Origin of the sequence: Sorangium sp. So ce367 (assembly GCF_051520455.1) — a bacterium.
In the GTDB taxonomy this organism is placed as follows: domain Bacteria; phylum Myxococcota_A; class Polyangia; order Polyangiales; family Polyangiaceae; genus Sorangium; species Sorangium cellulosum_B.
In genome coordinates, this window is sequence record NZ_CP150334.1 from 5,917,986 (window position 1) to 5,931,181 (window position 13,196).

Consider the following 13,196-nt stretch of genomic DNA (forward strand, 5'->3'; position numbering starts at 1 on the left):
TGGACCACTCCGTGGGTATCCCCCTGAGTGGATCGCGTGCTACGGCGCCGCTGGTTGCGCATCCATCAGAAGATCCTCCCCTGGAGAAAGCTCTTCATCCCTACGAACAACCCGGGGTGCGGTGGTTCCCGGCACGAAACGGAACTTGCACCACATTCGCGAATCATGGCATCGGCCGTGCTCGAAGAGAACCGTATAATCGCCCGGCTCCAGTTCCACCACGACCGTTCCGGTAAGGGTACCTATCTCGACATCAACGCCGGCCGGAACGTGAAATGGAACCTGGATTGCTCTAATTGCTGAGGGCGAAACATCAAGCGTCGGTCCCTTTTCCACAACGACCGAGGCCGGCCCATCTACATCGAGAGTACGAAAAGATACGCTGCCCGGTCTCCATGAGAACCCCTGTGAAGCATGCGCATCGGTCCAGTCATTGAATGGATTCTTCAGATGCGATTGAAAAACGGAGATCTGTGAATACGTTACTTCTAAACTGAACGGGTCCATGTCCTACTCCACGATGATCCTGATACGTGTACCGTCGGGCATCCCTCGGCACTGGTTCCCAATGCAGGCCCCTGCGCCCATGTTGTCTGCGGGCGACACAGGGCGAACACTCGCCCCCGATCCACCTTCCCTGAACATGGCTGGTGGGTACTCGTCGAGCTGTTTTCCCGGAACTTTCGCGTAGCTACTGAGTGCCTCGGCTCGTCGTGCGCCTATACCAGGACGATCGATCGTCAAAGTTGACGGATGACCAAGCGCCTGCGCATCACGTATGTGTCCGGCTGTCTCCGGATATCGAGCGCTCGGTACTCGGACGATTGGCACTCCCCCCCTTGCGGCCCCCGCCTCCTCCGCGAGCGCCCCCAGCCCTCTGCCCGCACCGAACACCGTCGCCGCGCCGAGGAGAATCGTCTTCACCCCCGCCGCGCCCGCCGCCCGATAGTCGCTCCGGTCGATAGCAAGGGCCGTGTCGGCGCCGTTGCGCCCGATCTCGTAGAGCGGGTTGACGGCGTTGAGCGCGCCGACGAGGCCGTCTTCGTCGTAGCCCTCCCACATCGCGCTGGCGAACTCGTAGCCGCTGTACATCCCGAGCGTCAGCGCATTCAGCACGAGCATCCGCCCGATCCCTGCTCCGAGGTCGCGCGTCCCCTCCGCGGCGCCCAGCAAGGTCTGGCCGACGACGGTGCCTGGGCCGCCGACGCCCGAGTGCTCCGGCGAGACGGTCACCGGCTGCGGCACGTACCCGGACGAGCTTCCGGTCGTGCCCACGTCGATAGGCGCCGTCGTGGCGCCGACCTCCACGGCCTCGCGCGGCCCTTCTTCAGGCTGGTTTGCCTTCGGCGGCGAGTAGAAGATCTCTACGGCGTATTGTTCCGGGCGCACCACCGAGTCGACCGGCAGGATCGGCGGCTCCACCGGCTCTTCCTGGAAGCCGCTCGGATCCACGTGATTGAGCGGGCTGTTGCGCACGTAGCTGTACGGATTCCAGCTCTGCCCGAAGGATGGAATCGAAACGATCGGGTCCGTCGTCAAGAACCGCCCGATCCTGGGATCGTAGATCCTACCCTTCATGTTCACGAGCCCGAGCTCGTCGTCGCTCTCGTGCCCCGTAAATCCCTGCGTCGTCTCGCTCGGGAACGAGGCTGGCGGGCGCTCCCCCCACACGGGGCTCCTGCGCTGCCCGAACGGGTCGTAGCTCCGCCGCTCGATCACGTCGCCGTCCTCGTCGGTGAGCGCATCGATCGAGCCGAGGTGATCGACATGCACGTAGCGCGTGCCGTCGTCCGAGCCTCCCCGGGTCACGATCGCCACCACGCGCTCCGGCGAGTGGACGTGGTACCGGTGCTCCACGGCGCCCGACGCCGCCTCGGTGACCCGCTCGTACAGATCGCCGAAGTAGAGCGTCTCCTTTTCCGGCGTGGTCTTGCGGATCCGCTGCTGGTCGCCGTCGTAGTCGAACGTGATGGTGCTCGCGCCCTGCGTGATGCGCTCCGGCAGATCGAACGGCGTATAGCGCACCGTTGTACCACCGGGCCGCGCCGTCTGATTCCCGACGGCGTCATGCGCGAAGGTGTCCGTACCCGCGCCGGTGCCGGTGATCGCATGCGGGTGCAGCGGGTCGCCATACGAGAGGTCACCGACGTCCGACTTGAAGGTGAGATTGCCGTTCGGGTGGTAGTCGTAGCGGAGCGCGCAGGGCGCCGTCGCGCTCTCGAGAGCGCCGAAGTACGCGCACGTCAGCCGTCGGATCGGATCGTACCGGAAGCGCTCCGTCGTGTTCTCGGGCTGGAGCGCGTCGGTGCGGCGGGTGAGATTCAGGAGATCGTCGAACCCATAGTCCAGGTCCTGCACCTCCCCCGCGCCGCTCTGCGTCGCCATGTGCCTCAGACGCTGCTTGTCCGCGAAGTAGCTCCTCTCCGTGACGGCGCCGTTGCCGAACACCTCCTCCCGGAAGCGCCCCGCGTCGTCCACGTCGGTCAAGCGCCAGTAGGCGAGGTTCGTTCCGCTGTCGCGCACGGCGAGCACATGGCCGTGCGCGTCGCGATCGTGGGCCACGACGAACGGCGTCGCGCCGGCAGGCGCCGGGTACGTGATCGTCTCGACGCGGCCGAAGTCGTCATAACCGAGCCTGGCCTCCAGCGGAGAGCGCTCGCCGTCGATGCGGAGCGCGATCGTGCCGAGCTGGCCACGGCCCGTGTACCCGTACGTCTTCTCCCCGTCGGGGCTCGCGAGCGTGTGCAGCTTCCCGAGGCCATGCGCCGCGGTGTCCCAGGTCCACGTGGTCGTCAGGCTCTCCGCGCCGTACTGGTCCACGCGTGAGCGGGGTCGACCGAGCGCGTCGTACGTCCACGTGACCTTTCGCTCGAGCGCATCGGTCGACGAAATCAGCTCGCCGAAGCCGTCATGGATCGAGACCGTCGTGCCCCGATCGGGATCGTCGAGCTGCCGGACGCGGCCGAATGCGTCGCGCGTCGTGCGCGTCACCGCCTCGCCCGGATCGGTGAGCGTGTGCAGCAGTCCGAAGGGACCGTACGCGTAACGGGTGATCCCGTCGGCCGCGTCGGTGATGGTCTTGATGCGCCCCAGCGGGTCCTGCTCGGTCACCGTCACATGATCGAGCGGGTCGGTGACGCGCACCTGCAGGCCATCGTACGCCGTCGTCGTGACCGCGTTCCACGGCGTCGTATGGCGCACCTCGCGGCCCGCCGCATCGTACTCGTAGCGATCGTACACGATCGCGCTCTCGGGCGTGTCCTCCCTGGCCGGCACCGAGCGCCGTGCGATGTGCTCGCCCAGCGCGTCGTACCCGATCTCCTGCATGATGCGCTTCGCACCGCCCGAGCCCTCCGACGGCTCCGGTTCGGGCCCGTGTCCCAGCCATCGGATCGGGCGGCCGAGGCTGTCGAACTCCACCGTATCGTCGGCACCGCCGGTCGTGATGCTCTGCTGCCTCACCCGCCACGCATCCTGCTCCGGGCCACCCTCCTTGCTGCGAGCGAGGGTGACGGTCGTCGTCGTGCCGTCCGGGCGCCTCTCGATGCCGAGCCGCCCGAAGCCGTCGTGCGCCCACGTCGTCACGAGCTGATTCGGATCGACCCGCTTGAGGAGCACGCCGAGCGCGTCGTCGAGCTCCACGAGCGTGGTGTGCCCGGCCGCGTTCACGTACTTCTCGGGGAACATGCCCTCCTCGTCGAAGCCCGTGCTGAATCTGCGCTTGTGCCCGAAGGCGTCCTCCGCGATGACGCCGGTGATGTTCCCGAAGTCGTCGCGCGCATAGGTGAGCTTCAGCTTCGTGTCCGGCAGGCCGTCGTCGCTCTCGGTGGACTCGGTCTCCACCTCGCCGTGGATCGTGTTCGTTCGCTTGAGGATCCTGCACTGCGACATCCCGGCCGCCGCGCTGCACTCCTTCTGCGTTTCAAGCAGGCCGAGGACCCAGCGACCTGTATCGTTCTTGAACGACCGCGTGACCTCGAGCGTCAGGTCGACGCCCTCCGTCGACACCTCCTCGGCGCGCACGTTGCCGAACGTGTCGAAGTCCGTCACCTTCGATATCGAGTCGCGCAGCAGCGTCGCGCCATCGCCGCCGCGCTCGATCTCCCGCACGTAGACCTCGATGGATGTCGCGTCCCCGCTCGGGGGCGGATAGACCCCTTGCGCTCGCTTCACCCGGCGCTCGGTGGGCAGCGTGAAGTACGTGGCGCCGTCGTTGGTCGGCACGAGCGTCCACGTCACGTCGCGGAACGAGAGCTCGATCAGCTCCGGCCTGGGCTGGCTCGCGAGCCCCGGAGCCCCGCGCAGCGTCCGCTGGATGCTCCCCGCGAAGGGAAAGACCTGGAGCTCGTCGTCGAAGGTGATGTGATCGTAGACGTCGATCGTCACGGCCCCCGTATCCAGGTCGGTGACGATCCGCTCGCCGAACCCGAGAAATCCGCGGCCCAGCCGGTGGTAGCGCCCGTCGCGGTAGCCGACCTCGAAGCGCCTCGCTCGATCCGCGCCGTTGTTGAGCGCGTACGCGCTGACCACCCGGCGAGGGCCCGCGACGCAGCGCCGAGGATAGCCGCAGTCGTCCGCCGCGCCGGAACGCGCGACGTAGAGCGCGCTCCTCCTTTCAGGATCCTCCTCCGCGGCTCCGCTCGTGACCGGCGCATCGGTCAGGTGGCCGTACGAGAGGCTCACGTTGGGCACGAAGCCCGGCTCGGTCGGCTCGTGCGCGTTCATCCCGTCAGAGACTGCGACCAGGAGATCCTGGTCGGCCGAGAGGTTCTGGAAGACGTTGAAAACACCGCCGAGCGCCAGGATCACGTCCTGGGCCCCGTCCCCGTCGAGATCGCCGGTGCGCGGCCCGCGCGGATCGGCGAGCGTGATCGCGTCGCCGAGCTTGGCCTCGAAAGGAACCCCTGCATCGACGAGCTTGAACGGCGGCCCCGCCAGGTCGCCCGTCGCTTGCAGGACGGCCCAGGAGGGGAGGACATTGGAGCCACTCAGCAGCATGCCTGGTGGGACGGGCATGAGCAGATCCTGCCGTCCGTCGCCGTTGAAGTCGAGCGGCACCGCGAGGCGGAAGAGCGCGTCCTGATCCGGGATACCCAGCAGATCGCCGAAGCTGAACGCGTTGACGGTCCGGAAGGGCGACATCACGAACGTCGGCCCCGTGTTGAGGTAGGTATAGAGCTGGTGGCTATGGACATCCGATTCGACGGCATCGGGCAGGCCGTCGCCGTTGACGTCGAGAAAGACGACGCGGTCCCCGGGCCGCACGACAGGGAGCTTGGTGTCGATGAGCTCCCAGCGCCCCTCGCCCCGGCGCATGATCGCTTCGTAGCTTTCTCCGATGAGGGGCGTCCCGTCATTCCACAACATCAGGGAAGGCACGACGAGATCGATCTTGCTGTCGGCGTCGATGTCGAGCGTGTGGAGCTCCACATCGCATGGATAGGCGCTGAGAACCTCGATCGATTCGCCCGTGGGGCCGAACCCCGCGGGCGTCGCGCCGCGCGCGGGCCTCCAGAGGTGGACGGTCCACACGGCGGACCGCGGATCCGGTACCAGCTCCTCGACGTGGTCCTGGCACTGGATCAGATCCGGCACCGAGTCGCCGTCGAGATCGGCGAGGTGCACCGAGGCGACGGGGCTGCTCAGGCTCGGCGGTTTTGGCGTGCTCCCGAGCGGGAACGGCCGGCGGATGCCCGTGTCATGCAGCGCGAAGGTCCGGTCCGGCCGGGACAGGAGCACGTGCCATGTGGTCCTGGTGTCGAAGACGTCGTGGAGAAAGACGTCCATCTGCCCATCGTCGTCGTAATCGAGCACCGTCCCGAGCTCGGGCTGAAGAAAGGCCGGGTCGGACGGTCCATCCGGATCGGCGACGAACAGCCAATCCTGGAGGAAGGCGCGCTCCGGCGCCGCGAGAAAGGACGGCGAGGCGCTGGGCCCGAGGTTGCGCGCCACCTGCCACGTGGTGATCGGATGCGACGGCGTGCTGGACCCCGGGACGATGTCCGGAATCACGAGATCGTCGAGGCCGTCGGCGTCGATGTCGAACACCATCGGGCTCGCCTTCTCGGAGACCGGCTTGGCGATGTCCGTCGTGAGCCGCTCGAATCCGGGCTTTCCGCGGCTGTACTGAAACCGTGTCGGAGGCTTGCAGACCCCGTCGCTCGCGCACTCCTCGACCTGGGTCAGGAGCGTCCGGCTCGTCGTCGGGCTGAGCTCGTAGCGGAAACCGTAGCTCCGGACCAGCGCGTCGCCCGGACCGAGCATCTGGATCTCCTCCAGGCGAAGCGAGCGCTGGAGCGCCATGCCGCCCGAGTAGCCCGTGCGAACCGCGGCCGCGTCCTTGGTCCCGTACACGAAGCGCACCGCCCGGGAAGGCTCGAGCGACGGCGTGCCCTCGAAGCTCGTGTAGCGGATCTCGTCGACCGCATATTCGGCGGTATGGCCGTCCTCGGCCTCGGCGAGGCAATATGCGTACGTCATGGCGTTGCCGCGGCCGTCGCGGGCCTCGTTCGCGAGCCACGCGCGCGGGACGCCGCCTCGCGCGAGCGGCTTGCTGCCGTCGGCGCGGCCGTACTCCACGATACGGCCGGAGGGCAGATTCGCCTCGAAGAAGAGCGCCTCGGTGGGCGCGCTACGTTCCGGAGGGTAGTGACCGACCACCTTGACGAAGGTATCCGGGAACGTGCGGTACTCGATGGTTCCCGGCCTCTCTCCCACGGCGACGAGGCGCTGGCCGTCGAGGCAGAGCGCGTCGTCTCCGTCGTACCGCACGCCGCGGATCTCCCCGTCTTGCGCGAGGCTCTTCGGACATCGTGTGATCGCGGACAGTCCGGCGAGGGAGAAGCCGTTGCCGAGCACGCCGTCGCCGCCGTCGCTCCGGTAGACGATCTGGAGCCCAGGACCCATGCCCGCACGCGAGGGCGGCGAGGCCAGATCCATGGTGTACAGGGCCTCACCGGTGCTCGTGATGGAAAACGCCCCGGGGATGGTGCCGGCGGCGACGGTCTCGACCTCCGGCGCGGGACGGGACGTGGCTGGGGCATGCGCGCGCTGCGTCCGGCAGGCAACGAGGCCAGGCGGCTCCGGAAGCGGCTCGCCGAAGGCGCAATAGCACCCGCCCGACCCGAGCACGCAAGCGAGAAACATCCAGAGCGGGATCAATGCCCGGTGCACACAACGCGGAACTGGCGACATCGCAGCCTCCCCGGCGAACAGCAGTGCCACGACGCTGCATCGCGCGTCAAGCGCTGCGCTCATGCTGAGCCGCCCCGTGCATGCCGAGATCGAGGCATTCATGAATGCCTCTGTGCCTGTTCGGCGTACACACGGCGGGCGCCACAGCTTCACTCATCGAGGGGCTATTGGCCGTCCACGATGAAGTCGCGACGAGGAGAGGGCAACCGAGCGTGAACGCGTGCATGGCGGCGCGCACACTGCCTCGACGACCACGAGCGCGGTTTTCGGCTGAGCCTTGCAAGACCCCAGATTGAGTGGATTGCGCTGGTACGGGAGGTCAGCTCGCACGACGGCGTGATCGGGACGCGCCACGGCAGCCCAGGTACGGCGGCGACCCGATCGGCATTGGCTACCTCGACGAGGACCAGCTCACGCTGGAGGGCGTTGGCCATGATCGGGAACCGCCGGACAAGGGCGGCATCGGCTGGAACCACGATGGCCGCATGGTGTTAGGGCAAGACGGCGACCGCGTCGAGGCGATTCCCTCCCCCGATAGGAGCAGCGCACATCAGGCGAAGATGTGCTCGTAGCGGCTGACGAGGCGCCGGCCGGTGCCGGGGCTCCTCAGCCGGACGCACCTCCTCGGGGCGCCATCGCGGCCCGACGCCGCAGCCGGTCCCGGCGCCCGCCTCGGTTTCACCTCCGCGCGCGGGGCGGAAGGGGCGCGCAGAACTACCAAATCGAGCCCTTCATTTTCCCAGTTTTTCGGCCCCTCAGCGACGCTTCCAAAAACACCTAACCCCGCGACATCGCTTGATGTTCTTTCCGGGCGCGTACACCGGTAGTTCGCGGCGAACTACCGGGAGCGCAGAACTACCGTTTCGTGCCCCTTCCGGCGGCGTCGGTCACGGTTGCGAACGAACCCAACACGGATGGAGGTACATCATGACACGAGCGGCTCTCGCCCGTGTATCGGCACCCCTTGCGCTTCGTCAGGTGGAACACGGCACACGCGTGGTGGAGAGGACATTCCCGGACGTGCCTGCCCGAGGATCGTGCCCCCCGAGGGGGCTTGCCCATCCCGTCACAGCAACGGCGACGCTCGCGATCCCGCTGGAGGGGCTCACACTCACAGCACCGCAGCCGGAGCTGCTCTCGCAGAAGAATGTCGAGTCGGTCACCGGGATCCCGGCACGCGTCTACCTCGACACGATCCGCGGACCAGGCTTCCCGCTCCCGGTCACCAGGCTTGGCAAGCTGCGCCTCGTCCAGCGCGAAGCGTTCGTCGCCTACCTCCAGGCGCTGGCTGGTGACCCAGCATCGGGCCGTGACGCAGAGGTGGATGAGCGCACGCGGGTTGCCGCCGTGCTGGCCTCTGCCGGCCTCGAATCTGTCCTATGTACGCACACCGACCGGGCGAGCGTTCCTCCTGCAGGAACAAGCCGTGCTAGGCTGTCGCCGAAGTAGAGCGGGCCCGCTCGGCGCAGCGAACGCCGGACGGGCCCTTGATCGACCCCCGCATCACCGGAGACCGACCCATGACTGACGTACCCCAGCGACGGGCGCGCGCCAAGCGCTCGGCGTCGTCCCCCGCCTCATCCCTCCCTGCACCAGCGTCGACCGACCGGCGTTCGCGTCCGAGCCGCTCTGGCGGGCGGCCCTCTCCGGGAGCGGAGGAAGCTGCGCCCGCCGCAGGCGCGCCGAGTTCGGTGAGCACGACGGCGCTATCGAAGCTGGCGACTCGCGCGCCCGGCAGGCCCGCAGGAGACAAGCGCGCCAACGGCTCCGGGTCCGTCCGGCTGCGCGGGAAGACGTGGACCGCGCGCCTCAGCCTTGGCGAGGCCGGTCGATCCACGTTCAGCTTGCCGACGTGCCGGACAGAGCAGGAGGCCAACGCGCGCCTGGAGGTGCTGTCCGAGCTCGCCGGGCGCCTGCTCGCAGCCGGCCAGATCGTTCTCGGCTTGCCGCTGCTGGAGCGGGCTGCGGCGCGCGAGGGCAGCGCGCTCCGCGACGTCCGGCTTGCCATCGAGCAACTCTGCAGGGGCGAAGCGCGTGCTCGCGCGTCCGGGGAAACAACCTTCGCTGAGTTCGCCGAGTTGGTTGTTTCTGGAAGGCTCGCCGAGCAATACCCATTGCATGTGAAAGCGCTTCGCCATCCGGAGCAATACCGGCATAAACTCAATCATGTTCTAGGGGTACTCGGCCCCGTTCCTCTCGCTCGTTTGACGCTCGATCATGCGGATCGCGCGATCTCCATGCTGCCAGGACATCTTGAGGACTCCTCGCGCCAAGGAGTCGCAAAGGTCATTCATCGGATACTCGCGCTCGCGACCTATCCGGCGCGCATCATCGCCAGCAATCCGCTGCCGCGTGGATGGATCCCCAAGGCGGAGGACAACAAGGCCAAAGGCTCCCTCTATCCCGACGAGGATAGGCGCCTCATGGCGGCGGTGAATATTCCTCTGTCCTATCGGATCTATTATGGCTTCCTGATTCGCGAGGGAATGCGTGCAGACGAGGCCGGAAGGCTGGAGCCATCCGACCTCGATCTCGAGCGCGGCGCCGTGGTGCTCGACGAGAACAAGACAGATGACCCACGCGCCTGGGCACTCTCACCCGACGTCGTGCGCGCGCTTCGGACCTATTTCGCTGTATGTCCCCCGAAGGAGCGTGTCTTCATTGGGCCGAGCGGGCCCCTGCCGGGGCGCAGTGGGGCACACAACTTTCGAAATCATCTGCGCCGTGCTGGCATCGATCGGCCCGAGTTGTTCGAGACCACGCAGTCACGGCTGAATATACGCTTGCACGACACCCGTGCGACCTTCATCTCGATCAAGCTCGCGAACGGCCGCACGGAGACGTGGATCTCCGATCGGACCGGGCATAAGTCGAGCCGTCAGATCCACCACTACAAGCGCGCCGCGCGCAAGGTTGCTGAGCTCGGCTTGGGGGACTTCGCTCCTCTGGACGAGGCGATCCCCGAGCTGAACGGCAGGGGCGGCCGTTTGGGTGGAAGTGATCCCATGTCCGCGGGCCCGGAGGCTGGCTCGCCGTCGCCGAGCAACGGCGCGTCCCTTGTCCGCGCGCTGCACCACCGAGCGCCGGGCGCGGTCGTTGACCACGCCGGCCAGCCCGCAGCGGGCGCCCCGGTGGCTGTAGGCGGCCCGTTGGACCAAGCCGCTTCGCGGCAGCTCCTGTGCCGGCCGCGAGCGAGCGCGATGCTGACGAGGTGCAGGAGCTCGGCGTGAGGCTCAAGAAGATGCTGCGGGCCCTGCGCCGTTAAGCATTCCGGATACCGAGCCGCGGTTTCCTGCCGCGGCTCGGATCCTTGTCTTCGCTGCGGTTGTCACGGCAGTCATTGCTGCCGCAGCGCGGCTTTTGCCAGTATTTATTGCGAAAAAAGAGCCCGGCGCCGCGCAGGACTGGCCGCCCGCCGCCTCATTCCCTGCCCACCCTGCCGTTCGCGACGCCCCTGCCCGGGCGCCGCGTCCACCAGGAGGGCAGCGATGGGACAGCTCCGCGATCGAATGGCCGAAGACCTGAAGCTGCGGCGATACAAGCCGTCGACGTGCGACAATTACCTCCGCTGCGCACGGGCCTTCGTAGCCTATCACCGCAAGCCGCCGCAGCAGATGGGTCTCGACGAGGTGCGCGCGTTTTTGCTCTATCTCGCCGAGCAGCGAAAGATCGCGGAGGCGACGCAGCACCAGTACGTGGCGGCGATCAAGTTCCTCTACGCCACCACGCTCGGGCGTCCGGAGGTCGCTGTCGCGATCCCCTGGCCGAAGGTACCCCAGAAGCTGCCGCCGGTCCTCAGCGGCACCGAGGTCGAGGCGCTGCTCAACGCGATCGGCTCGGTCAAGCAGCGCACGATCGTACTGACGGCGTACGGCGCCGGTCTGCGGATCGATGAGGTCTGCTCGCTGCGGGTCGAGGACATCGACAGCAAGCGCAACCTCATCCACGTCCGCAATGGAAAGCATGGGCGTGATCGGTACGTGATGCTCAGCGCCCCCGTGCTGACCGCGCTGCGCATCTACTGGCGGGCGGAGAGACCCGCTGGACCGGAGCTGTTCCCGGGTCGCAAGCAGGGCTCGGTCATCTCGCACGAGGCGGTGCGCAACGCGCTGCGCGAGGCGGCGAGGCGCTGCAAGCTGCACAAGCGCGTCACCCCGCACGTGCTGCGGCACAGCTTCGCTACCCACCTGCTCGAGCTCGGCACCGACATCCGCGTCATCCAGGCCCTGCTCGGCCATCGCTCCATCCGCACCACCGTCCGCTACGTCCGCGTCAGCCAGGCTCACGTCGGTCGCACCCGCAGCCCGGTCGAGGTGCTCGGCACCCAGGAGGCCAAGAAGAAGCTCGGCTGAGGTCGCGTGCACCCGCATCCCCCGGCGCCGCGGCCCACGGCGACGGGTAGGCCTCGGCTCGAGGTCGCGGATATCGTCCGCGCCCACGGCGAGGCCTACCTGCGCGCCCACGCCGTCTCCACCGCCCAGCGCAAGGTCCTGCGCGACATCGCTGCGTGCAGGACCGCGGTGCTGGGCGGCCATGTCGACGTGTGCACGAGCTGCGGCCACGAGCAGCCCTCGTACAACTCCTGCCGCAACCGCCACTGTCCCAAGTGCCAGAGCCTCAGCCAGGCCAGGTGGATCGCCGAGCGGCAGCAGCGCATCCTGCCGACGCACTACTTCCACGTCGTCTTCACGCTCCCGGCCGAGCTGCGCCCGCTGGCGCTCGTCAACCAGCAGAGGGTCTTCGATCTGCTCTTCCAGTGCGGCTCGCGGACCCTGCTCACGCTCGGCCGCGATCCCAAACGGCTCGGCGCCGACCTCGGTGTCACCGCCGTGCTGCACACCTGGAGCCGCAATCTCAGCTTCCATCCGCACCTGCACTGCATCGTCACCGGCGGCGGCCTCTCGCCCGACGGCTCGCGCTGGATCGAGGGGCGGCGCGGCTACCTCTTCCCTGTGCAGGTCCTCGGCAAGCTCTTCCGCGGCAAGTTGCTCGCCGCGCTTCGGCAGGCCTATGACGCCGGAGAGCTCGACCTGACCGGCGGGGCCGCCGCGCTGGCCAACCCCGCTGCCTTCGCTGCGCTGCTCGACGCGCTCTACCGCAAGCCCTGGGTGGTCTACGCCAAGCCGCCCTTCGCTGGGCCCGAGCAGGTCTTTGCCTACCTCGGTCGCTATACCCACCGTGTCGGGCTGTCCAATCACCGGCTGCGGTGGATGGATGAGCGCGGCGTGTGCTTCCGGACCCGCGGAGACAAGACCGTGACGCTCTCCGCAGACGAGTTTCTGCGTCGCTTCCTGATGCACGTGCTGCCACATCGCTTCGTGAAGATCCGACACTTCGGCCTGATGGCCGCGTGTCACGCCACCACCACGCTCGAGGTGGCACGCACGAGGATCCTGGCGGCGCGAGACGCAGGGCAGTGCGCTGTCGGGGGAGATGAGCACCGGGAAGGCAGCTCTTACGAGAACGAGCCCTCTGCGCGCCACGTCGTCAAGGTCGACTGGTGCACGCTGCTCGCCGAGCTCACGGGGATCGACCTGTCCATCTGTCCTCGCTGCGGTCAGGCTGCGATGGCTCGCCGCCCGCTGCCGTCGTGCGTCGTCGGCTCTTCCGCCGCCCCTCCGGACACGTCATGAGCATCGCTGGCCTGGGCAGAAGCGACAGCACCACCTCCGTTGCGCGGCGGTCAGGCATCGATCCGCCTTCTGCGCCGTCCACCTCGGCGGCGTGCGTGCTGCTGGGCCTCCATCGGCGCCGCGCTCTGCCTCGGCACGTCTGCGCCCAACGTCGTGGCGGCGGGATGCACCACGCGTGCGAGCCCCGCCGCGCCCGCCTTCTGCGGCCTTCTCGGGCAGGATCTCCATAGGCCTCGCGACCGCCTCGCCCGGCCGCGAACCGGCCCGGTCCAACCCGACGTTTGCGGGACTGCGCCGGGACCTCGCCGCCGCTGCTGCTCAGGCGCAGTCCCGCAAACGCCTATTCATTGGGCCCGCGTTGGGCCACGC

At 67.9% G+C, this 13,196-nt stretch carries 6 protein-coding genes; 4 read left to right on the forward strand and 2 right to left on the reverse strand.

Annotated features, from left to right (window positions below; translation table 11 throughout):
- Positions 1-39 precede the first annotated feature (39 nt).
- Together comJ and WME97_RS22560 are read right to left on the reverse strand one after the other, a co-directional pair.
- On the reverse strand, positions 40-507 hold the full coding sequence (gene comJ / locus WME97_RS22555; RefSeq protein WP_437554798.1) for a competence protein ComJ: 468 nt from the start codon (positions 505-507) through the stop codon (positions 40-42).
- A gap of 3 nt (positions 508-510) precedes the next feature.
- Positions 511-7,194, reverse strand: coding sequence for an RHS repeat-associated core domain-containing protein (locus WME97_RS22560; RefSeq protein WP_437554800.1), 6,684 nt, complete (start codon positions 7,192-7,194; stop codon positions 511-513).
- Between the two features lie 927 nt (positions 7,195-8,121).
- On the opposite strand from WME97_RS22560, the gene WME97_RS22565 reads away from it, so the two are divergent.
- The 4 genes from WME97_RS22565 to WME97_RS22580 all read left to right on the forward strand — a co-directional run bounded on the left by WME97_RS22565 (position 8,122) and on the right by WME97_RS22580 (position 12,827).
- Positions 8,122-8,643: a hypothetical protein gene (locus tag WME97_RS22565; RefSeq protein WP_437554802.1), complete on the forward strand. Its 522-nt coding sequence runs from the start codon at positions 8,122-8,124 to the stop codon at positions 8,641-8,643.
- A 242-nt stretch (positions 8,644-8,885) separates the two neighbouring features.
- Positions 8,886-10,424 (forward strand): tyrosine-type recombinase/integrase, encoded by a 1,539-nt coding sequence (locus WME97_RS22570; RefSeq protein ID WP_437554803.1) that lies wholly within the window; start codon positions 8,886-8,888, stop codon positions 10,422-10,424.
- A gap of 258 nt (positions 10,425-10,682) precedes the next feature.
- Positions 10,683-11,546 carry a tyrosine-type recombinase/integrase gene (locus tag WME97_RS22575; RefSeq protein ID WP_437544987.1) on the forward strand — a complete coding sequence of 288 codons (864 nt, stop codon included), beginning with the start codon at positions 10,683-10,685 and terminating at the stop codon, positions 11,544-11,546.
- Between the two features lie 6 nt (positions 11,547-11,552).
- Positions 11,553-12,827: an IS91 family transposase gene (locus WME97_RS22580; RefSeq protein WP_437544988.1), complete on the forward strand. Its 1,275-nt coding sequence runs from the start codon at positions 11,553-11,555 to the stop codon at positions 12,825-12,827.
- Positions 12,828-13,196 lie beyond the last annotated feature (369 nt).